We start from the raw sequence: 19,887 nt of genomic DNA, 5'->3' as shown, positions 1-19,887 counted from the left end.
GCTCCTTCGTCGCCTACGCAACGGCGCCTGACCGGCGGGACGGCCGCGACGGCCGACTGCGTCGGCCTGCCCCTCCTCGAGGTCGGGGCGTGCGGGGCTGGGATTGCGGGACGATCCGACTCAGTGTTTTTGCCAGGTCAGGCCGGGGGCTCTGCCAGCCATCCGCCCATCGCGACGGTGCGGAAATGGGTTGTCAAAGTGTGGGTTTCGTCGATGACGTGCAGGGCGATCGCGGGATCGGGGGCGTAGTCCATGACCTTGTGCGGCAGGGTCACCTCCCAGGCGCCACCTAGGACGGAGGCGGTGCTGGGGCAGCAGATCATGGGTTTTCCCGCGAAGATCGTCGCGATGGGGGAGTGGGCGTGGCCGGTCAGGATGCCGAGAATGCGGGGGTCACCGGCGACGACGGCGGCGAGGCGGCTCGGCTCGGCCAGGGCGATGCCGTCGACGACCGGGCTGGCGACGGGCTTCGGCGGGTGATGCAGGGCCAGCAGAATCGGGCCTTCGGGCGGTGCGTCGGCCAGTGTGGCGCGCAGCCAGTCGTAGGTCTCCTCGGCCAGCAGGCCGCTTGGTTCGCCGGGGATGCTGGAGTCGAGCATGATCACGGTGAGTGGTCCGACGCGGTGGACGCTGTTGATCGGAGCGGTCGAGGCGGGTTCGCCGAGCAGATCGGTGCGGAAAGCGGCGCGGTCGTCGTGGTTGCCAGGCAGCAGGTAGAGGGGGATGTCGGCCTGCAGGGCCAGGCGGGCTTCGGCGTACTGTTCCGGCTTGCCGGAATCGGTGATGTCACCGGTCACGAGGATGACGTCGGGCCTGCGGGGCAGGTCGGCCAGATAGGCCATCACTCGTTCCACGCGTTCGGTGTTGCGCGGGGTGAGGTCGAAGTGGGTATCGCTGAGCTGAGCCGCCAGGATCATCGGCAGTCGCTTTCTTCTCTGGGATCGCTCCGTTGCGTCAGAGTGCGCCGGTATGAGTCTTCGACACCTCTCAAGGCTAGATGACCTGGGCTTATCCGTCTTCATGAGGCGTGCCACGGACCGAAACCCAACCGATGGTCTGTGTCATCGCTCACGCCTGGAGATCTGTCGTTCCGCTGCGCTCGGCGAGCTCTTGTAGTACCCGCAGGAACGTGCGCCGGTCCGCGTCGGTGAGGTCGGCCAGCAACCGCTGTTCCTGCTCCTGGATGTCGTGCTGGGCGCGGTCGCGCAGGCGTGCGCCCTCGGGGGTCAGCTGGACCAGATTGACCCGCCGGTCGGCCGGATCGGGTTCGCGCCGGATCAGGCCGCGGCGCTGCAGGTCGTCGAGGACGGGGATGATCCTGGTCTTGTCCGCGCGGACCGCCTTGGCGAGTGCGGCCTGGGTGTAGACGGGCTGTTCGCCGAGCCCGAGCAGCACCGCATAGGCCCACATGGTGAGTCCGTGCCGGTCGAGGACGGGTCGCTCCGCCGAGTCGGCCGCCACTGCCCCGCTGACTGTCGAAACGCCCTGCGCGGGGTGGGATCTGCGCGCCCTGCTGGAACACATGAGCACTCAGAACCGTGGTTTCGCCGCCGCGGTGCGTGGCGAGGGCGACCCGGCGGTGTGGGAGGTGCGCCGGGCGGCCGACCCGGTCGGCGACTTCCTGCGCTCGGCCGACGAGATCGTCGCCGCCTTCGCCGAACCCGGCGCGCTCACCCGCACCCTGGCCCTGCCGGAGATTCCGCCGGGCCGGTTCCCGGCCGCGACCGCCCTCGGCTTCCACCTCATCGACAGCGTCGTGCACGCGTGGGACGTCGCCCGATCCGTCGGCAGCTCGGTCGATCTCGACTCCGATTTGGCCCCGGCCGCGCTGCGCATCGCCGAAGCTGTCCCGACCGGCGCGTCACGTCAGCGCCCCGGTGCCGCCTTCGCCCCCGCTCTCGAGATGCCGGACGAGTCGGCGACGCTGGACCGCATCCTGCGCGTCCTCGGCCGTTCGCCGGACTGGCAACCTCGCTGAATGACCCCGGGGTCGCACCGAGGCCGAGGCGGCAATGGCCTCGCCGACCAGAGTCAGCGCGCCGGGGCTGCCGTTGACCGCCGCCGGCGATGCGATCGTTTCCCGGGGTTGACCTGGATGTGAACCGCGCGATGCCGTTGGCGGGTGGCATCCCCGCATGCGCATGGCCGACCATAGGGAGATGACGCTCAGTACCGACCAGACCGATGTGTTCGAGGCCTCCCGTGGCCGACTGGAGGCGATCGCCTACCGGCTGCTCGGTTCGGCCGGTGACGCCGAGGACGCGGTGCAGGACACCTACCTGCGCTGGCACGCGGCCGACCGGGAACGGATCGAGACGCCGGTGGCATGGCTGACGAAGGTGCTCACCAACCTCTGCCTCAACCAGCTCACCTCGGCCAGGGCGCGGCGGGAAACCTATGTGGGACAGTGGCTTCCAGAGCCGGTGCTGGCCGGTGACAGCATGCTCGGCCCGGCCGACACCGTCGAGCAGCGCGAATCCGTGTCGCTCGCGATGCTCATGCTGATGGAACGGCTCTCGCCCAACGAGCGCGTGGTGTACGTGCTGCGCGAGGCGTTCGGTTATCAGCATCGCGAGATCGCCGAGATCCTCGACATCGGTGAGTCGAACTGTCAGCAGATCTACCGGCGGGCCAAACAGCACGTCGGCGGGCGGTCCCGCGTCACGGTCGACGCGGCCGCGGCGCAGCGGATCGTCGAGGAGTTCCTCGCGGCGGTGCTCAGCGGTGACACCGATCCGCTGGTCCGGCTGCTCGTCGACGACGCGGTCAGTGTGGCCGACGGTGGTGGCCGGATCCCGGCCCGCAAGACCCCGGTCCTCGGTGCGTTCGGCATCGCCCGCTACCTCAGCCACGTGTTCCGCCCGACTCCGGCCAAGCGCGCCTACGTCGGTGGCGCTCCGGTGTTCTACGCGTGCGTGGTCAACGGTGTTCCCGGCGCGCTGGCGCTGGTCGGCGACCAGGTCATCGCCGTGGTCGGCCTCGATGTGACGCCCGACGGAATCGCCGGTGTTCAGATCCAGGTCAACCCGGAGAAGCTGGCTCGCGTCACCCGGCAGTGGACGGCCGAGGGGCCGCACACTCCGCTCGATTTCGCGTGGTGACCCACATCACAGCCGGGTGATGTCAGGGATCGCGCGCCTGTCCGGTTCAGGAGGGGAGTCCATCCCGATAGGAGCGAGCCATGAAGCACCGCATTGTCGTCCTCGGAGCCGGGTACGCCGGAGCCATCGCCGCCGGGCGTCTGGCGAAGCGGCTGCATCGCGACGACGTCGCGATCACCCTCGTCAACGCCGACGCCGACTTCGTCGAACGGGTGCGGATGCATCAGCTCGCGACCGGCCAGCAGCTGCGCGAGCGCCCGCTGCGCGAGGTCTACGCGGGCACCGGCGTGCAGGTCGTGATCGACCGGGTCACCGCGGTCGACGTCGAGCGCAAACAGGTCGCTCTCGACGGCGGCGAGACCATCGCCTACGACACCCTCGTCTACGCGCTGGGCAGCACCGGCGCCGATCAGGGCGTCCCCGGAGTCGCTGAGCACGCCCACAGCCTCGCCGGGAAGCAGGCCGCGCTGCGGCTGCGGGCACGGTTGGCCGAACTGTCCGCCGGCGCGCCGGTCGTCGTTGTCGGCGGTGGCCTGACCGGCATCGAAGCCGCCACCGAGATCGCCGAGGCCCGCCCGGATCTGGCCGTGTCGATCGCGGCCCGCCGCGGTGTCGGCGCCTGGCTGAGCGAGAAGGCGCAACAGCACCTGAAGAAGACGATGGACCGGCTCGGCATCACGGTGCACGACCACGCCGGCATCACCCGCGTCACCGCAACCGCCGTGGTCGCTGGCGCCACGGAGATTCCGTCCGCGCTGACCGTCTGGACCGCGGGCTTCGCGGTGCACCCCATCGCCGCGGCCACCACGCTGACGGTGTCGGACACCGGCCGGATCGTCGTCGACGCCACCATGCGCTCGGTCTCGCACCCCGACGTCTACGCCGTGGGCGACGCCGCGCTCGCCGACGGTCCCGGCGGCGTGCCACTGCGGATGGCGTGCGCGACCGGCAGCCCGATGGCCTGGCGAGCAGGCGACGCCATCGCCGCCCGCTTGACCGGTCGTCCGGTCCCCGACGAGCAGATCGGCTATGCCTTGCAGTGCATCAGCCTCGGTCGTCGCGACGGCATCGTCCAGAAGGTGACTTTCGACGATCAGCCGACGTCGACCGTGCTGACCGGCCGGATCGGCGCCCGCGTCAAGGAATTCATCTGCGCGGGCGCAGGCTGGAGCGTCGGCCACCCGACCCTGCTGATGCCGAGCCGTCGCCGGCGGGTCGTCACGATCGGTACTCAGCAGGACCAGCACGTCACCTCGTGACGGCGCAGTCGGCCACTCCGACGGTATCCGCGGCAGACTTCCCTGCTTGGTCAGGCGAGGTCGGCCAGTCGCTCGGCCGCGATGTGCAGCAAGTGGGCCGCCGCGTCCGGGTCGACGGCGAGCGGTTCCCAGAAGTCGGTGCCCGGGGTGGCTCGCAGGTCCAGGACCGGCGGGTTCAGCCAGTCGGCGTCGAGGCCCAGCTGCCAGGAGTGCAGGTGGGTGCGGGGGAAGGCGGCGGTGCGGTCGAAGAGGGGGTCGCCCAGGATCGGGTGGCCGATCCAGGCCAGCTGGACGCGGATCTGGTGGCGGCGGCCGGTGACCGGCGTGATGGCGAGCAGCGTGTGGTCCCCGTGCCGGGCGACGGTGGCGAACCTGGTCAGCGAGGGATAGTTCTTCGCGGGCAGCAGGTCGGCGTCGTCGACGAACCAGCGCTCGCCCTCACGCCGGATCGCCTCGCGCGGCGCCGCGATCCGCACCCGGTTCTTGCGTCCGACACTGAGCGGCAGATCGATCTCGCCGCGCTCGGGCAGGTCGGTGCCCGACACGATCGCCAGATAGGCCTTGCGGGCGGTCTGCTTGGTGAACTGCCTGGTCAGCTGGCCGTGCGCGGCCAGGTCGACAGCCAGCAGGACCAGCCCCGAGGTGACCTTGTCGATCCGGTGCACCGGATACAGCTGGGTGCCCGCCGCCTGCGCCAGCTCGACCAGGTCGGTGTCGTGCCGCTCGCCGGTCACCGAGATCCCGGCCGGCTTGTTCAGCGCGAGCACGGCGTCGTCGGCGAACACGGTGTACTGCGCGCGCACGCTCTGCCAGTCCATCTCCACGACGACACCCTAGATAACGGTGTGCCGCCCGCCCGCTAGGAGGCCGGGCGCAGCCGGTGCGGGCGCAGCCGGTTGAAGCCGCGCACCCGCACACTGCGCAGGTGCCGGATGGCGAATTCGGGGTGACCGTCGAGCGCCTCGGCGGCGGCGTCGTCGATGAGGATGTTGCCCGGCCTGGCCACGCCGGTGAGCCGCGCGGCGATATTGACGACCGAGCCGTACAGGTCGCCGAAGCGTTGCAGCACCTCGCCGTAGGCGAAGGCCACCCGCAGTTCCGGGGTACCGCCGACCAGCATCGTCGACTCCTGGATGGCCAGCGAGATCCGCGCCGCGTCCGCCGCGGTCTCGGCGGCGAACATCACCTCGTCGCCGACGTTCTTGATCACCCAGCCACCGTTGTCGGTGATCGCCGAGGTGGTGGTCGACTCGAAAGCCTCCAGCAGCGTGGACAATTCGTCGGGATGCAGGTGCCGGGTGAGCCGGGTGAAGCCGACCATGTCGGCGAATCCGACGGCCAGGGTCCGCATCGAGTCCTCGCCCGCGTCGGCGTCGATCGCCCTGGCCGCCGCGGCCGCGAGATGCCTGCGCCACACATACGACTGCAACTGTTCGATGCCCGCCATCGTGGATTCGGTGGCTGTCCTGACGCGTTCGTCGAGCGGGATCGCCGGATCGGCCGCGGTCGCCCGCGCCTTGATCTCGGCCAGCACCAGGTCGGCCTGCCATTCGGCCAGCCGGGCCATGCCCTGACCGATGGTGCGCGCGGCGGCGGCCTGCTGCCGGATATCGGAGGCGGCAACGACTTTCATGCTGCGGAAATTGGTGACCGCGGTGATGTCGAGCTGGGTGTAGTCGACCTCGTCGTTTTCGTTCGCCGGGAACCCCAGCGCCGTCCACAACCGCCGCGACTCCGTCTCGGGCACCCCGGACTGCTCGGCGACCTGCGTCCGCGTGTAGCGCCGCGGCCCGCCGAGCAACGCCTCCTCGACGCTGCGCTGCACCAACTCGGTCATCTCGGCATCCGGCATAAGCGAAACTCTACGACGCGCGCTCCCGCCGCAGGTCAGCCCGACCTGATGTTGGAGACCATCACAAACGCGGGCCGTGCGGCTCGGCGGTGCCGACAGTTCGCCGGTGACCCCCGGCACAGACCTCCGGCGAACACCGCCGTGACCAGGTGGGTTACCCGAAGGTGAGCAACTGACGGGAAAAGTGCGTACTTGTCGGCCCGCGCGCGTCGCGCCGACACTCGGATCACCGCGACGGTCACCCGATCGCCGCGCAGTGATCGGAGCCGCAGATGACCTCAGTGCAACGACCCTCGGTGACCGTGCTCGGCACCGGCTCGATGGGCAGCTCCCTCGCCCAGGCCTTCCTCGCCGCCGGATACCCGACGCACGTGTGGAACCGCAGCTTCGAGCGAACCACGGCACTGACCGCCGCGGGCGCGACCGCCCACCGCGACATCGCCGACGCCGTCGAAGCGAGTTCGCTGATCATCGCCTGCCTGACCACCTTCGCCGCCACCCGCGAGAACCTGGCTCCTGCCGCCGACGTCATCGCGGGCCGCGACATCGTCACCCTCAACAGTGGAATACCGCTCCAAGCAAGGGAATTCGCGCACTGGGCGCACTGCGCGGGCGCCGGCTACCTCGGTGGGGCGATCAAGAACGTGCCGTCGGCCGTCGGTAATCCGGACACGCTGCTGTACTTCGGCGGCGACCGCGCGGTCTTCGACCAGCACGCCGACACCCTGCGCACGCTCGGCGGCGATCTCGAATTCCTCGGTGCCGAACCGGATCTGGCCGCACTCTACGAATCCGCCGTCGGCGCCACCCTGCTGCCCGCGCTGCTCGGCTTCCTCGACGGTGCGGCGATCCTGGCCGCCCGTGGCCTGCCCGCGCGGACCATGGTCCCGTATTCGGTGAAGTGGCTGCAGATGATCGAGTCGCTGCTGCCGATCCTGGCCGCGGAGATCGACACCAAGGACTACACCCGCCTCGGCTCGAGCGTCGAGCTGTTCCACACCGCCCTCGTCGACGACGTGCAGCTGGCCGCCGAATCGGGGGTCGACCTGTCCTGGCACTCCACCATGCACGACCTGCTGCGCCGCGCTGTCGACGAGGGCCGCGGCGACCAGAGCATCACCGCCCTGTTCGAATTGATCACCGCCGCACGGTGAGCAGATCTCACCCGCAACGTGTGACGCGCGGTCCCACCCAGTCGACCTAGCGTGACCGCATGGGCCCAGTCATCGGTGATCTGCTTCCGCTGGCGGTGGGTGTGGCGATCTCGCCGATCCCCATCGTCGCCGCCATTCTCATGATCCTGTCCAAGAACGCGGGCGGTGCGGCGAAGGGGTTCGCGGTCGGCTGGGTCGGCGGGATTCTGATCGTGACCGCGGTGGTGACATTGCTGGCCGGGTCGCTGGGCGGTTCGGGGGAGAAGGAGCCGTCGGCGGTGGCGTCGTGGCTCGAGATCGTGTTGGGTGTGCTGCTTCTCGTGCTCGCGGCCGAACAGTGGCATGCTCGCTCGAACACCTCGGTGCCTGCCTGGATGCAGGCGATCGACAGCCTCACCGTGGTCAAGGCCGCGGGTCTCGGCGCGTTGCTGTCCGGGGTGAATCCGAAGAACCTGCTGCTGTGCCTGTCCGCCGGTGCGGTCATCGGTTCCGCCGGGCTGAGCGCGGGCGGCGACATCGTGGCGATCGTGGTGTTCACCCTGCTCGCCTCGGTGACGGTGCTCGCGGTGATCATCGGATACGCGCTGGCCGCCGACAAATTGGGCCCAACCCTCGACAGCGCCCGGCGGTGGCTGCAAACCAACAACCACGCGGTGATGGCGATCGTGCTGCTGGTGATGGGCGCGGTCGTTGTCGGCAAAGGCATCGGCGGACTCTGACGGTGAGGGGCTCGTCATGAGAACGCTGCCGGTCTTCACTTCGCTGCACGGCTACCAGCGCACCTGGCTGCGACCCGACATCGTCGCCGGGCTCACGGTGTGGGCGGTGCTGGTGCCGGAGGCGCTGGCCTACGCCTCGATCGCGGGCATTCCGCCGGTCGTCGGCCTCTACGCGGCCGTCCCCGCACTGGTCCTGTACGCCCTGGCCGGGAGTTCGCGGCACCTCGTCGTCGGCCCGATGTCGGCGACCGCGGCGCTGTCGGCCGCGATCATCACCCCGCTGGCAGGCGCCGACGGGGGCCACTACATCGCGCTGTCGACCGCGCTGGCCATCGCGACCGGCATCGCGGGCCTGCTGGCCGGGCTGCTCCGGCTCGGTTTCATCGCCGCGTTCATCTCCGAGCCGGTGCTGAAGGGCTTCATCGTCGGCCTCGCACTGACCATCATCATCGGCCAGGTGCCCAAGCTGTTCGGCATCGACAAGCACGACGGCAACTTCTTCGAACAGGCTTGGGGTGTCATCCGCGATCTCGGGGACACCCAGTGGCGCACCCTGCTGATCGGCCTGCTCAGTCTCGCGATCGTGCTCGGCGTGCGGCGCTGGCTGCCACTGGTTCCCGGCTCGCTGCTCGCCGTACTGCTCGGCATCGTCGCGGTGCAGCTGTTCGGGCTCGACGACAAGGGCGTCGATATCGTCGGCCACATCGATGCCGGCCTGCCCGCGCTCGGCCTGCCGTCCGGCGTCGGCTTCGACGACTATCTCGACCTGCTCGGCCCGGCGATCGGTGTGCTGCTGATCGGATTCGCGGAGGGTCTCGGCGCGGCGAAAACCTATGCGGCCAAGTCGGGTTACGCCATCGACGCCAATCGGGAGCTGTTCGGCCTCGGCGCCGCCAATCTGGGCTCGGGCCTCGGTTCGGGCATGGTGGTGAACGGCAGTCTCTCCAAGACCGCCGTCAACGGTGGCGCGGGCGCGAAGACCCAGCTCAGCGGGCTCGTCGTCGCCGCGCTCACGGTCCTCACCCTGCTGTTCCTCACCGGCCTGTTCGAGAAACTGCCCGAGGCGACGCTGGCCGCGGTGGTGATCGCCGCGGTGATCGAACTCGTCGACATCGCCGCCCTGCGCCGCCTCTACCGGGTCTGGACCCAGCTGCTCGGCAGCATCTACGGCCGCGCGGCCCGCGCCGACTTCCTCGCCGCCATGGCCGCCATGTTCGGTGTCCTGCTGTTCGACACGCTGCCCGGCCTGCTCATCGGCGTCGGTGTCTCGGTGCTGCTCCTGGTCTACCGGGCGTCCCAGCCGCACGTCGCCGCGCTGGCGAAAGAGGGCTCCCTGTGGGTGGATACGGCTCGCCACCCCGACCTCACCCCGCGCTCCGACCTGCTGGTGGTCCGCGTCGAATCCGCCCTGTTCTTCGCCAACGCCGACTACGTGAAGACCCGCGTCAACGACCTGTGCACCGAGTCGACCCGCCTGGTCGTCCTCGACGCCGAAACCTCACCCGCCCTCGACGTCACCGCCGCCGCGATGCTCCTCGACCTGCGTAATGCCTTGGCGCACAGACGTATCGACTTCCGCATAGCCCGCTCGGTCGCCCAGTTCGGCCAAGCACTCGGCTCAGCCGAAGCGGGCGACACCCCGATCGGCATCTACCCGACCGTCGCCGCCGCGGCGGCCGACCTGCCCGAACACCCACCGGAAATCATCCGTGGCGGGTGATGCGGGGATCGGGTGGCTCGCCGAGCATCGGGTGGACGAGTAGACCGAGCTGAGGAGCTGATTTCCCGATGGCGCTGGATTACGAGGATCGCACCGATTTCGAGAACGCCGATCGCGGGTTCATCACGACGTTGACGCCGATGCGGATCACCGATGCCAAGGGCGACGTAGTCTTCGACACCAGCGGTTATTCGTTCCTCGACGGTCCGTGCCCGGACACGATCAATCCGAGCCTGTTCCGCCAGGCCCAGCTGTGTGTGAAGAACGGCCTGTACAAGGTCGTCGACGGCATCTATCAGATCCGTGGTTTCGACATCTCCAACATGACGATCGTCGAGGGCGACACGGGCATCATCGTGATCGACCCGCTCATCTCCGCCGAATGCGCCGCGGCGGGCCTGAAGCTCTATCGCGACGAACGCGGCGACCGGCCCGTCACCGCGGTCATCTACACCCATTCCCACGGCGACCATTTCGGCGGCGTCGACGGTGTGCTGCCCGGCGGGCGCGGCGACATCCCGATCCTGGCGCCGGAGGGCTTCATGGCCGAAGCCGTCTCGGAGAACGTCTACGCGGGCGTGGCGATGGCCCGGCGCGGCACCTACATGTACGGCATCGGGATGACACCGGGACCGGAAGGACAGTGCAGCACCGGTCTCGGCATCCAGGCTTCCCACGGCACCTTCGGCCTGATCCCGCCCACGGTCGACATCACCCACACCGGCCAGCAGGAGACCGTCGACGGCGTCCCGATCGTGTTCCAGATGACGCCGGGCACCGAGGCACCGTCGGAGATGAACTTCTACTTCCCGCGGCACCGAGCGCTCTGCCTGGCCGAGAACGCGACCCACAACCTGCACAACCTGCTGACCCTCCGCGGCGCGCAGGTCCGTGATCCACGCATCTGGTCGCACTACATCGACGAGGCGATCGAGATGTTCGCCATCGACGCCGATGTCGCGTTCGCCTCGCACCACTGGCCGACCTGGGGCGCCGACAATATCGTCGCGTTCCTGTCCGTGCAGCGCGACCTCTACATGTACCTGCACGATCAGACGCTGCGGATGATGAACGAAGGGCTCAACGGCCCGGAGATCGCCGAGGTGCTCGAACTGCCGCCCGGTCTGGCCGACGCGTGGAGCGCGCGAGGCTACTACGGGTCGGTCAGCCACAACGTCAAGGCCGTCTACCAGCGGTATCTCGGCTGGTTCGACGGCAACCCGAGCTCGCTGTGGGAATGGCCCGCGCGGGAGAAGGCCCTCCGCTACGTCGAGACCATCGGCGGGATCGACACGGTGATCGAGAAGGGCCGCGCCTACGCCGACGCGGGCGATCTGCGTTTCGCCGCCGAACTGCTCAAGCACGCGGTATTCGCCGAGCCGCACAATGTGGCCGCGAAAGCCGCTCTGGCGCAGACATATAAGAAGCTCGGCTTCGGCGCGGAGAACGCCACCTGGCGCTGCTTCTACCTCACCGGAGACGAAGAGTTGCGCGAAGGCGTCCGCGCGACCCCGCTGAACCTGGGTGGCGGCATGGCCGCCGCCCTGTCGGTGGACCAGCTGTTCGACACCATCGCGATCCGGGTGAACGGCCAACGCGCGGCACAGGATTCGTTCCGGATCGAGTGGCATTTCTCCGACCTGGACACGGTCATGCGCCTCACCCTGTCCAACGGTGTCCTGATCCGCACGATCGACCCGCGCTCGAAGGCCGACATCGACCTCACCCTGAACCTCACCAAGCCCCAGCTGCTCGGCATCCTCGCGGGCAAGGGCATCGACGGCATCGACCACACCGGCGACCCCGCCGTCCTCCAGCGCCTGTTCGCCCTGCTGGACAACCCCGACCCGAACTTCCCGGTCGTCACCCCCTGAGCCCTCAGCGATGCGGTCGTGCCCACCAGGCACGACCGCATCGTCATGTTCCGCGGACCGGAACCACCGTCAGGACAGGGTCGAGCCCGGCGAAGTCGTCGACATTGGCGGTGTAGAGCGGAAGGTCGTTCGCCGACGCTATCGCCGCAATCATCAAATCCATCTTGCGTGGCTTGGGGTTTCGGCCCGCCGCGACGACCAGTTTGGCCATTGTCGTGAACCTGCGGGCCGCCGCCGAACACAGCGGCAGCGCGTCGAAGGCATGCTCCACCTCGAGCAATCGCTCGGTGCGAAGGGCCAGGGTTTTCGGATCGGCCGCCAATGCGATGCCGAGCCCGAGCTCTGCCAACGTGACCGTGCTGATTCGCGAACGCACCGGAAGTTCGGCGTCGTCGATCCGCGCGATGTCGATGAGAACGCAGGTATCGAGCAAGCCGACAGGATGCCGTTCGTTCGGCGTCTCAGTCATCGAGGCGATCTTCGCCGAACGCGTCGTCGATCTCCGCGCGCTCATCGGCAGCGGTGCCCGCCGCCGCGAAACGGGCGAACCGCGCCTTCAAGTCGGCGGTCGCTACATCCCGCTGCGCACGGATAGGACGTAGCTCACCGACCGGATGCCCGTTACGGGTGATGATGAAATCGTCGCCCGCTTCGAGTGCGTCCATCACACCCGCACTGCCGTTTCGCAGCTCGGCTTGGGTGATCGTCCTGGTCATGTCACCAGGATAGCAACGCCTGCTATGCCTTGCTACAAGGCGGCAGGAGCCCTGTTCTATCGTGTCGGTCGTTCGAAACGGGCTCGGGCACGTTCGTGGGCGGTCCGGAGGAGGTCCCGGACCGCGGTGTCTGTCCGCTCGCCGGGATCGACGACGGCCAGCCAGCCCGCCGAACCGTAGACGGGGTGGGCGATCACGGTGTCGGTGACGCTCGCGTCCACCTCGTCGGGGCCGCGGCCGGGGGCGTGGCCCGTCCACTCGATGAAGGTCTCCCGGCCTGCGGCGATATTGAGCCGGAAGGTGCCGGGGCGGTCGAGTCGCGAGCTTCGGTCGTCCGGGTAGTCCTTGGTGACAATGGTGGCGAAGGGCTGGGTCGTGGTCGGGACGACGCCGTCGGGGGCGTAGTAGAAGAACGAGTCGCCCCAGCTGATCTCCGGCCATTCGCCGCCAGGGGCGGGGTTCAGGTGCAGGACGCCGCCGAGGCCGGTCACGTAGTCGATGATGTCGTCTATCGTCATGGTTCGAGCGTCTCATTCAAGTGCTTGTGTGGACTTTTCCGGCGACGACGAGGAGTTCATGGTGATAAACCTCAACTCGCCGGTCGGTCGCACCGTCGATGTCGCCCGGCGTGCGGGGTACTCGGTCCAGCAGGTGCGCAATCTCGAACGTGACGGTGTGCTGCCACCCGCGGACCGTTCGCCGGGTGGGCACCGGATCTACCGGGAGATCCATGTGCGGTCGGCACTCGCCTATCGGGCACTCGCGGCGGGAGTCGGTCCGGTCGAGGCGAAGCGGATCATCCGGATCGTCCACGCGGGTGACCAGGTGCGGGCGCTGGCGATACTCGACGCGGCGCACGCGGGCCTGCACACCGAACGCGTCGACCTCGAGCTGGCCAGGCAGGCCGCCGAAGCTATTGCCACCGAACCGATCACGGAAGTGCGCGGTTCGGATGCGATGAGCATCGCCGAGCTCGCCACCGCGCTGGGCGTGCGCACCTCGACACTGCGACATTGGGACGCGGAGGGTTTGGTCGTTCCTGATCGATCGGGTGCGACCGGCGGTGCGCGCCGGTACTCGCCCGAGCAGGTCCGCGACGCCAGGATCGTCCATCAACTCCGCCGGGCTGGCTACCGAATCGAGCAGGTACGCAGAGTCATTCCCGCCTTCAGGCAGCATTCCACGCAGGTGCGAGAGGCGCTGGCCGCCAGGGCCGCCGCCATCACCGCCCGCTCGCTGGCCCTTCTCGACGGCGCCACGGCACTACGCGAACTGCTCGCCGGGTGAGGCCGGATCAGGGCGCGGGGGCCTCGGCGGTGCTGCCGGACAGCGGCATGGCGGGCAGCCCGAGTTTGCGGTGGTCCCAGGACCGGACGCGTGTCGGCTCGACCCGCACCACGACACGGTTGTGCATCATGGCCTCGACGAACGGCCTGACCTCGGGGCTGTACGGGCCGACGTAGCGCTCATAGATGTCGATGCCCGCCTTCCAGTACTCCTCGTCCTCGGTGTCCTCGATCAGATGGGCGATGCCCTCGATCGAGACACCGCGCAGCTGGTCGTAGGTGTCGCCGGCTTCGGCCATGCAGGTGATGGTGGGATCGCGGCGCAGATTGACCGCCTTCTGCGACTTCGACTTGGTCTCGAAGTAGATGACGCCGTCGATATGCCCGAACCACATCGCCGTCAGATGCGGCTTCCCCTCGGCGTTGAGCGTGGCCAGCGTGAGCACCCGGCTGCGGTCGAGGAACTGCGCGATCTCCTCCGCACTCATCTGCACCACGGCCCGCTGCTTGATACCCACCGACTCCACCTTCCAGCCCACGCCAATTCCCGCCGACCCTACCGAGCCGGCCGACGCCTCGAACCGGAACACGAGAACATCGCGCCGCGGTGCGGAGCAAGGCGCTCTATTCGCCGCAGATTATGCGGTGAATAGAGCGAAGAATCACCGCACGGCCGATTGTCCGGGGAAGTGGCATGGCTTGGCGACGATCACGGCAGTGGTGTCGGACCCCGGTGGCAGGATGCGGCTCGTGGGTGACTATTTCGAACGGATCGTCGACCTCGAGGTGACGTCCGCGGACGCGGGCGCGCTGGCCGAGCGCATGGTGGACTGGATGGTGTCGCGGGGGTGGTTGTCGCGGGAGATGTCCGGCGACAGGATGTATAGCCTCCAGGTCGGCGAAGGGTATGTGCCAGGGCCTGATTGGGGTCAGATTGCCCAGGAATGGGGTGCGGACTGGATGCCCGGCCCGGTCGCCGTCATCGTCGGCCGAGATGCCCACTATCCGGGGCAGGGCGCGATCGAACCGTCCGCGGTCGATTGCCCGCGGTGCGAGGCCACGACCGTGATCATCGACTACCCACAGCGGTGGGAAGCCGACAAGACTGTGTGGCAACCGTTCTCCGCCGCGATCGATGCCTGGAAAGAAGCCGGTGCGGGGTCGGCGACCTGCCTCTCCTGCACCGTGACGAGCCCGATCACCGAATGGAACTGGGCTGATTGCTTCGCCCTCGGCGCCCTCGCGTTCGATTTCTGGGGCTGGCCGCCGCTGACCGACGAATTCATCACCGAGTTCGGTGTTCGGCTCGGCCACCGAACCGAACACCACACGGGCAAGTTCTGAACCGTCGATGCCTTCGAAACCGGCCTAGCCGTAATAGATCACGTAGGCATTGGTGGCCACGGCGACAACGCCGGGACCCATTCCCGTGCAGCCGGTGCTGATGCGCTGGCCATCCGGCGTGAAGGGGTAGCTGAGGGACGAATAGGGACCCACGCCGTACAGCGGGAACGGCCCGTTGGCGTAGAGCCCGAAGCACTCGACCTTCAGCACGTAGTTGTCTCCCCCGCCGGCCGGGCACGTCGCCGACGCACCGAAAAGATCCCGCGAGACAACACAATCCTGCGGCGCCGCCTGTGCGGAGCCGGAGCCGATGATCGCAACGGCGGCAATACCCGAAAAACCGGCGGCCGCGACTCGTGCGGCGGCCACAATTGCTTGTTTCATATGGAAACTCCTCCGGTGTCAGGTTGATCTTCGGGCGAGCTCGGCCGAATGTTACGTCCCGTGTTTTCGTGCCCTTCGTGAGCGCGGTTATCCGCGGCGGAAGCGCTCTACCAGTCGCGAGTAGCTGTCATGGCCGTGACCTGCGGCGAGTGCTTCGGCGACGAGGGCTCTGGTGTGGGTGGGTAGCTCGGTGTCGATGCCGCGGGCCCGGCTTTCGGCGATCAGGTCGTCGATGGAGGGCAGGTGGTGTTGGAGTGCGCCGAAGGGCACGGCGAATTCCGCGCGATCGATCTCGTTCGCGAGCATCGGGAACAGGGTCGGCAGCGCCGCCAAGGACGGCTGGGCCTGCAGCTGGAAGTCGTCGATCCGGATGCCGGCATTCCCGAGAAGTGCTGCGGCGTGGAGGAAGCCGTTCAGCAGGCCCCACATGATGTCGTGGACGGCCATCCCGTACAACACGGCCACACCCGCGTCGTCGGAGACATGGGTCGCACGGCCGCCGAGTACCCGGAGCAGACCTTCGTGCCGGTCGAACGCGGCGCGCGGGCCGCCGTAGAACACCACCGCGTCCGGCGATCCGATGGCCGGGGCGATGGTCATGATCTGGCCGTGCAGGTAGTCGGCGCCGTGCTCGGACACCACTTGCCCGGTGGCCCTTGACTGTTCCGACGTGCCGTCGGTCAGATCGACGACGGTTCGCCCGGGCAGCACCGATCCCGCCGCACCCAGCAGCTCCGTCGCCACCGCACCGCCCTTGACATTGACGATCACCACCTCGGCCGCGCCGACGGCCGCCTCGGGCGTCTCGGCCGCACGCGCCCCTTTGCCGATCAGCGGTTGAGCTTTGTCCTGCGACCGGTTCCATACGGTGACCGGATGACCGGCGTCCAGGAGGGTCATGGCCAGCGCCGACCCCATCTCGCCCAGCCCCAGCACCGCGACTGCCACTGCGTTCTCACTCATAGAGCGAACGCTAGAAGCTCAACTCATGTTCAGGTCAAGACTATTCGGCAGGGACGCCTTCGAGCGCTTCGAGCCGGGCCGGGACGTGTTTGTGCCAGGGGGTGCCCGCGAAGTCGTCTTTGAGTTCGAGACAGGTCAGTTCGTTGGGGGAGACCCCGGCGCTGGTCGTGGCGCCGTCGCCGGTGGGGAAGTCGAGGCCGAGACCGTTGGGCAGAGCGATGTTTCCCGCCCGCATCATGTCGCTGACCTCGATGACGACGGTGGCGGATCCGTTCGCGGTGACCAGACGTGCCGAGCCGCCGTCGGTCAACCGAAGGGCCGTGGCGTCCTCGGCGCTGATCCGGAGGTGGCCGTCGCGATCGCGGCGGCGCCAGTCGGGGTTGCGGAAGATCGTGTTGGCGGTGAACGAGCGCCGCTCACCGGCGGCCAGGACCAGCGGGAACTCCGGGGTCGTCCATTCCGCGCGCGCGGTGGGCAGTTCGCGTACCTGGTCGAGCAGGGTGTCGATGGCGATGGTGAAGCGGCGATCCTTGCGTTTGACGTAGTGCCACACGTCATCCCACGTGTCGTCGGTGAACACCACGCCGGTCGGGGAGTCGATGATCGTGTCGAACAACCGGTTGCCCGGTGTCAGGCCGGTACCGGTGAAGCCAGCTCGGGCAACGGCTTTCGGGTTCGACATCGCACACATGTGACTGATGCCCCACAGCACCGCGGCGCCCCGCAGGCGTGGGTCCATTGTCGTGCCGAGCGTCTCGTACAACAGGAAGGGCGCGATCTTTCCGAGTGCGGGATCGGCGGCGACGGTGGCCAGGAAGGTGGCACCGAAGGTGTCGCGTCCGGTCCGCGCCGCGCGCCGGAGCCGGGCGATCACGGCGTCGTCGACCACGTTCATGCGCCGGAGCAGCCGCGCGTAGATCTCGGGCTCCGGCAGCGTGCCGCCCAGCGGTTCCATCAGTGGCTTCCGCAGGTGGAAGACATTGCGGGGGAATTCGAAATTGAAGAACGTCGCTTCGGGCTTCTCGAACTGGCTGGCCGCGGGCAGCACATAGTCGGCCTCGCGGGCGGTTTCGGTGAACGCCACATCGATCACGACCGACAAGTCCAGTGCGCGCATGGCGGCACGGAACCGAGGGGAATCGGCGAGGGAGTGCGCCGGGTTCGACGAGTCGATCCAGATCGCGCGGAAGCGGTCCGGGTGGTCGGTGAGGATCTCGTCGGCGATCGAGTTGCACGGGATCAGGCCGCCGATGATCTTGGCGCCGGTGACCGGTGAGGTCCGGCCGCCGCCATTACCGGCGCCGCCGCCGAGCATGCCGCCCGCCAGGGGAACCATCGCGTCGAGCAGGGCCGAGGCCCCGGCTTCCACCTTCGTGCGCAGCGGGGTCACGCGTGCGAGCGCGGGCAGCGTCGCGCTGATCGCGGTGGCCGCCACGGTGACGGTCCGCGCCATCAGCCGCTGCTGCGCGCGTGCCAGTGCGCCCGGCTTCTTGCGTGGCGACCCGGAACCGGAACCACCGGCCAGGAGCGCGAACGAAGAGTGCAGATACATGGTGCCTGGTCTGCCGAAGTTGCCGGTGACGATCCACAGGAGCTTGTTCAGGTACGACACCAGAGTGCTGTTGGGCGCCTGCTGGATTCCGAGATCCTCGTAGACGCACACGCTCGACGCGGTCGCGATCCGGCGCGCCGCCGCCCGGATCTCGCCCTCGTCCACACCGCTGGTCTTCGCGAAATCCGCGACGTCACAAGCCATGAACGCCGCGTGGACCTCGTCGTAGCCGGTGGTGTGGGCGGCGATGAAGTCGGCGTCGACCAGGTCTTCCTGCACGATCACCGCGACCAGTGCGGCTATCAGCCAGGCGTCGCGCCCCGGCAACACCTGCAAATGGTGCTCGGCCATCGCCGCGGTTTCGCTGACCCGCGGATCGATGACGATCATCGACCGGTTCGGGTCGGCGGCCACCTGCTTGAGGATGGGTCTTGCCCGCGGAAAGCTGTGCGACTGCCAGGGATTCTTGCCGACGAACACCAGCACTTCGGCGTGTTCGAAGTCGCCTTTGGTGTGACCGCCGTAGAGGCGGCCGTCCACCCAGATCTCCCCGGTCTTCTCCTGCGCCAGCGCGTTGGAGTGATAGACCGAGCCCAGTGCCCCGCGCAGCGCGAGCGCGTTGGCCGAGCCGAGGTGATTACCCTGGCCGCCCCCGCCGTAGAAGAAGATCTTGTCGCCGCCGTGTTCTTCCTTGACGGCGGAGAGTTTCGCGGCGATCTCCTCGATCGCCGTGTGCCAGTCGATCTCCTGGTAGGTGCCGTCAGGCAGGCGTTTGAGCGGCGTCGTGATGCGGTGCGCGCCGTTCTGGTACAGGTCGAGGCGCATCGCTTTCTCGCAGGTGTAGCCCTCCGATGCCGGATGCGCCTTGTCGCCGCGGATCTTCGCCAGCCTGCGACCCTCCACGTCGACCGTGATCCCGCAGTTGCACTCGCACAATACGCACGCAGTCGCCTTCGGCTCGGCCATGTCGCACCCTTTCCCGCCTAATATGCTAGGCAACATAGCATATTATTATGGCAGGTAACATAACAGTGCTGAAACCGTGGAAGGAGCACAGCACGTGGGAGCGCGCACCGACACCAGGCAGAAGATGCTCTACAGCGCCGTCGAGCTCCTGCGCGAACGCGGCTCGGCCGGGGTGACAGTCGACGCCGTGCTGGCCCGCAGCGGCGCCCCGCGCGGATCGGTCTACCACCACTTCCGCGGCGGTCGCGCCGAGATCATGACCGAGTCGCTCGCGCTGGCCGGCGACGCCATCACCGCCATCATCGACAAAGCTGTGACGCAGGGCTCGATCGCGGCACTACGCCGCTTCGGCCAGTTCTGGACCGCACTGCTCGAACAGTCCGACTTCGAGTCAGGCTGCCCGGTCGTCTCGGTAGCCGTCGGCAGCTCGTCCGACGACCGCCACCTGCAACCAGCGGTCGCCGGCATCATCGACCGCTGGCACGCCGCCCTCGCCACCGCACTCGAAGCCGACGGCGTCGACCCCGAGCGCGCCGCCCGCCTGTCCACCATGGCCATCGCCGCCATCGAAGGCGCGGTAATCCTGTGCAGGGTTAATCGATCCACGACGGCACTCGACGACGTCATCGGGGAACTCGAGGTGTTGCTCACCTCAGCGCTGCCTTCGGGAGCTGGTGAATGAGGGACGGCTGCCTCCAGCAGTATGCATTTCGTTGGGTATCAGCCAACTAAGTGCATATCGCTGCCTGACATGCCTGCTATCCGTGCGGTTGGCGAAGGGCCTGAAGGACCTGCAGGACAGGATCGGCTTCTAGAACTACGCCAACGGATTCGGGTTGCTCGAGTACGGGAGCACCTCCGAGCTCGAGGCTTGGTCGGAGAACCCGGAGTTCACCGCCCGGATGGTTCCCTTCGCGCAGGCCAATGGTTCTGGTTCGTTCTTCGCGCTCTGGCGGTACGGCGACCAGGCGGAACTCACTGCCTTGCCTGTTGTGGT

21 protein-coding genes are annotated in these 19,887 nt (G+C 68.2%); 10 read left to right on the top strand and 11 right to left on the bottom strand.

Annotated features, from left to right (window positions below):
* Positions 1 to 137 precede the first annotated feature (137 nt).
* Positions 138 to 917 (bottom strand): metallophosphoesterase, encoded by a 780-nt coding sequence (locus ACWF82_RS24125; RefSeq protein WP_452504544.1) that lies wholly within the window; start codon positions 915 to 917, stop codon positions 138 to 140.
* Positions 918 to 1,068: 151 nt separating this feature from the next.
* The gene (locus ACWF82_RS24120; protein WP_452504542.1) at positions 1,069 to 1,461 is read right to left on the bottom strand and encodes a MarR family winged helix-turn-helix transcriptional regulator; all 393 of its coding nucleotides are present in this window, start codon (positions 1,459 to 1,461) and stop codon (positions 1,069 to 1,071) included.
* Here ACWF82_RS24120 and ACWF82_RS24115 point away from each other — a divergent pair.
* The 3 genes from ACWF82_RS24115 (at position 1,409) to ACWF82_RS24105 (ending at position 4,360) form a co-directional block, all read left to right on the top strand.
* Positions 1,409 to 1,978, top strand: coding sequence for a TIGR03086 family metal-binding protein (locus ACWF82_RS24115; RefSeq protein WP_452504540.1), 570 nt, complete (start codon positions 1,409 to 1,411; stop codon positions 1,976 to 1,978). The two genes, ACWF82_RS24120 and ACWF82_RS24115, sit on opposite strands and share 53 nt — an antisense overlap.
* Positions 1,979 to 2,159: 181 nt before the next feature.
* Positions 2,160 to 3,101 carry an RNA polymerase sigma factor SigJ gene (sigJ, locus tag ACWF82_RS24110; RefSeq protein WP_452504538.1) on the top strand — a complete coding sequence of 314 codons (942 nt, stop codon included), beginning with the start codon at positions 2,160 to 2,162 and terminating at the stop codon, positions 3,099 to 3,101.
* 80 nt (positions 3,102 to 3,181) lie between these two features.
* Positions 3,182 to 4,360 carry an NAD(P)/FAD-dependent oxidoreductase gene (locus ACWF82_RS24105; RefSeq protein WP_452504536.1) on the top strand — a complete coding sequence of 393 codons (1,179 nt, stop codon included), beginning with the start codon at positions 3,182 to 3,184 and terminating at the stop codon, positions 4,358 to 4,360.
* Positions 4,361 to 4,410: 50 nt separating this feature from the next.
* On the opposite strand, the gene ACWF82_RS24100 is transcribed toward ACWF82_RS24105, so the two are convergent.
* Both ACWF82_RS24100 and ACWF82_RS24095 read right to left on the bottom strand, forming a co-directional pair.
* Positions 4,411 to 5,178, bottom strand: coding sequence for an RluA family pseudouridine synthase (locus tag ACWF82_RS24100; protein WP_452504553.1), 768 nt, complete (start codon positions 5,176 to 5,178; stop codon positions 4,411 to 4,413).
* Positions 5,179 to 5,219: 41 nt separating this feature from the next.
* Positions 5,220 to 6,212 carry an adenylate/guanylate cyclase domain-containing protein gene (locus tag ACWF82_RS24095; RefSeq protein ID WP_452504534.1) on the bottom strand — a complete coding sequence of 331 codons (993 nt, stop codon included), beginning with the start codon at positions 6,210 to 6,212 and terminating at the stop codon, positions 5,220 to 5,222.
* A gap of 272 nt (positions 6,213 to 6,484) precedes the next feature.
* On the opposite strand from ACWF82_RS24095, the gene ACWF82_RS24090 reads away from it, so the two are divergent.
* The 4 genes from ACWF82_RS24090 (at position 6,485) to ACWF82_RS24075 (ending at position 11,679) form a co-directional block, all read left to right on the top strand.
* Complete coding sequence (locus ACWF82_RS24090) at positions 6,485 to 7,366, top strand: NAD(P)-dependent oxidoreductase (protein WP_452504532.1); 882 nt, start codon at positions 6,485 to 6,487, stop codon at positions 7,364 to 7,366.
* A gap of 59 nt (positions 7,367 to 7,425) precedes the next feature.
* The gene (locus tag ACWF82_RS24085; RefSeq protein ID WP_452504530.1) at positions 7,426 to 8,085 is read left to right on the top strand and encodes a GAP family protein; all 660 of its coding nucleotides are present in this window, start codon (positions 7,426 to 7,428) and stop codon (positions 8,083 to 8,085) included.
* Positions 8,086 to 8,101: 16 nt separating this feature from the next.
* Positions 8,102 to 9,805, top strand: a complete 1,704-nt coding sequence (locus tag ACWF82_RS24080) for a SulP family inorganic anion transporter (RefSeq protein ID WP_452504528.1) — start codon at positions 8,102 to 8,104, stop codon at positions 9,803 to 9,805.
* 68 nt (positions 9,806 to 9,873) lie between these two features.
* Complete coding sequence (locus tag ACWF82_RS24075; protein WP_452504526.1) at positions 9,874 to 11,679, top strand: alkyl/aryl-sulfatase; 1,806 nt, start codon at positions 9,874 to 9,876, stop codon at positions 11,677 to 11,679.
* A 43-nt stretch (positions 11,680 to 11,722) separates the two neighbouring features.
* Here ACWF82_RS24075 and ACWF82_RS24070 read toward each other — a convergent pair whose 3' ends face one another.
* Genes ACWF82_RS24070 through ACWF82_RS24060 form a run of 3 tightly spaced genes read right to left on the bottom strand, consistent with a single transcriptional unit; the run spans position 11,723 to position 12,913 of the window.
* Complete coding sequence (locus tag ACWF82_RS24070) at positions 11,723 to 12,148, bottom strand: type II toxin-antitoxin system VapC family toxin (protein ID WP_452504524.1); 426 nt, start codon at positions 12,146 to 12,148, stop codon at positions 11,723 to 11,725.
* Positions 12,141 to 12,395, bottom strand: a complete 255-nt coding sequence (locus ACWF82_RS24065) for a type II toxin-antitoxin system Phd/YefM family antitoxin (protein WP_452504522.1) — start codon at positions 12,393 to 12,395, stop codon at positions 12,141 to 12,143. The genes ACWF82_RS24070 and ACWF82_RS24065 overlap by 8 nt, the downstream gene beginning before the upstream one ends.
* Positions 12,396 to 12,451: 56 nt before the next feature.
* Positions 12,452 to 12,913 carry a DUF6194 family protein gene (locus tag ACWF82_RS24060; protein WP_452504520.1) on the bottom strand — a complete coding sequence of 154 codons (462 nt, stop codon included), beginning with the start codon at positions 12,911 to 12,913 and terminating at the stop codon, positions 12,452 to 12,454.
* Positions 12,914 to 12,974: 61 nt separating this feature from the next.
* Here ACWF82_RS24060 and ACWF82_RS24055 point away from each other — a divergent pair, with 61 nt between their 5' ends.
* Positions 12,975 to 13,682, top strand: coding sequence for a MerR family transcriptional regulator (locus ACWF82_RS24055; protein WP_452504550.1), 708 nt, complete (start codon positions 12,975 to 12,977; stop codon positions 13,680 to 13,682).
* A 7-nt stretch (positions 13,683 to 13,689) separates the two neighbouring features.
* Here ACWF82_RS24055 and ACWF82_RS24050 read toward each other — a convergent pair whose 3' ends face one another.
* Positions 13,690 to 14,199 (bottom strand): pyridoxamine 5'-phosphate oxidase family protein, encoded by a 510-nt coding sequence (locus ACWF82_RS24050; protein ID WP_378849646.1) that lies wholly within the window; start codon positions 14,197 to 14,199, stop codon positions 13,690 to 13,692.
* Between the two features lie 232 nt (positions 14,200 to 14,431).
* Between ACWF82_RS24050 and ACWF82_RS24045 the strand changes: the two genes are divergently transcribed.
* Entirely contained in the window at positions 14,432 to 15,025 is a 594-nt protein-coding gene (locus ACWF82_RS24045; RefSeq protein WP_452504517.1) for a hypothetical protein, read from the top strand.
* A 24-nt stretch (positions 15,026 to 15,049) separates the two neighbouring features.
* Here ACWF82_RS24045 and ACWF82_RS24040 read toward each other — a convergent pair whose 3' ends face one another.
* The 3 genes from ACWF82_RS24040 to ACWF82_RS24030 all read right to left on the bottom strand — a co-directional run bounded on the left by ACWF82_RS24040 (position 15,050) and on the right by ACWF82_RS24030 (position 18,890).
* Positions 15,050 to 15,409 (bottom strand): hypothetical protein, encoded by a 360-nt coding sequence (locus ACWF82_RS24040; protein ID WP_452504515.1) that lies wholly within the window; start codon positions 15,407 to 15,409, stop codon positions 15,050 to 15,052.
* 87 nt (positions 15,410 to 15,496) lie between these two features.
* Positions 15,497 to 16,372: an NAD(P)-dependent oxidoreductase gene (locus ACWF82_RS24035; protein ID WP_452504514.1), complete on the bottom strand. Its 876-nt coding sequence runs from the start codon at positions 16,370 to 16,372 to the stop codon at positions 15,497 to 15,499.
* 40 nt (positions 16,373 to 16,412) lie between these two features.
* Entirely contained in the window at positions 16,413 to 18,890 is a 2,478-nt protein-coding gene (locus ACWF82_RS24030; RefSeq protein ID WP_452504512.1) for a molybdopterin-dependent oxidoreductase, read from the bottom strand.
* A gap of 94 nt (positions 18,891 to 18,984) precedes the next feature.
* Here ACWF82_RS24030 and ACWF82_RS24025 point away from each other — a divergent pair, with 94 nt between their 5' ends.
* Positions 18,985 to 19,572, top strand: coding sequence for a TetR/AcrR family transcriptional regulator (locus tag ACWF82_RS24025; protein WP_452504510.1), 588 nt, complete (start codon positions 18,985 to 18,987; stop codon positions 19,570 to 19,572).
* Positions 19,573 to 19,887: the final 315 nt, after the last annotated feature.

This window comes from Nocardia sp. NPDC055053, from assembly GCF_053608285.1.
This window is presented reverse-complemented; position numbering and strand designations above follow the sequence as displayed.

What these genes read in the sequence shown, in the direction of transcription:
- ACWF82_RS24080 (WP_452504528.1), top strand. Translation starts at nt 8,102, where the DNA reads ATGAGAACGCTGCCGGTCTTCACTTCGCTGCACGGCTACCAGCGCACC.
- ACWF82_RS24035 (WP_452504514.1), bottom strand. Translation starts at nt 16,372, where the DNA reads ATGAGTGAGAACGCAGTGGCAGTCGCGGTGCTGGGGCTGGGCGAGATG.
- ACWF82_RS24105 (WP_452504536.1), top strand. Translation starts at nt 3,182, where the DNA reads ATGAAGCACCGCATTGTCGTCCTCGGAGCCGGGTACGCCGGAGCCATC.
- ACWF82_RS24100 (WP_452504553.1), bottom strand. Translation starts at nt 5,178, where the DNA reads ATGGACTGGCAGAGCGTGCGCGCGCAGTACACCGTGTTCGCCGACGAC.
- ACWF82_RS24065 (WP_452504522.1), bottom strand. Translation starts at nt 12,395, where the DNA reads ATGACCAGGACGATCACCCAAGCCGAGCTGCGAAACGGCAGTGCGGGT.
- ACWF82_RS24040 (WP_452504515.1), bottom strand. Translation starts at nt 15,409, where the DNA reads ATGAAACAAGCAATTGTGGCCGCCGCACGAGTCGCGGCCGCCGGTTTT.
- ACWF82_RS24085 (WP_452504530.1), top strand. Translation starts at nt 7,426, where the DNA reads ATGGGCCCAGTCATCGGTGATCTGCTTCCGCTGGCGGTGGGTGTGGCG.
- ACWF82_RS24095 (WP_452504534.1), bottom strand. Translation starts at nt 6,212, where the DNA reads ATGCCGGATGCCGAGATGACCGAGTTGGTGCAGCGCAGCGTCGAGGAG.
- ACWF82_RS24070 (WP_452504524.1), bottom strand. Translation starts at nt 12,148, where the DNA reads ATGACTGAGACGCCGAACGAACGGCATCCTGTCGGCTTGCTCGATACC.
- ACWF82_RS24030 (WP_452504512.1), bottom strand. Translation starts at nt 18,890, where the DNA reads ATGGCCGAGCCGAAGGCGACTGCGTGCGTATTGTGCGAGTGCAACTGC.
- ACWF82_RS24075 (WP_452504526.1), top strand. Translation starts at nt 9,874, where the DNA reads ATGGCGCTGGATTACGAGGATCGCACCGATTTCGAGAACGCCGATCGC.
- ACWF82_RS24090 (WP_452504532.1), top strand. Translation starts at nt 6,485, where the DNA reads ATGACCTCAGTGCAACGACCCTCGGTGACCGTGCTCGGCACCGGCTCG.
- ACWF82_RS24125 (WP_452504544.1), bottom strand. Translation starts at nt 917, where the DNA reads ATGATCCTGGCGGCTCAGCTCAGCGATACCCACTTCGACCTCACCCCG.
- ACWF82_RS24060 (WP_452504520.1), bottom strand. Translation starts at nt 12,913, where the DNA reads ATGACGATAGACGACATCATCGACTACGTGACCGGCCTCGGCGGCGTC.
- sigJ (WP_452504538.1), top strand. Translation starts at nt 2,160, where the DNA reads ATGACGCTCAGTACCGACCAGACCGATGTGTTCGAGGCCTCCCGTGGC.
- ACWF82_RS24115 (WP_452504540.1), top strand. Translation starts at nt 1,409, where the DNA reads ATGGTGAGTCCGTGCCGGTCGAGGACGGGTCGCTCCGCCGAGTCGGCC.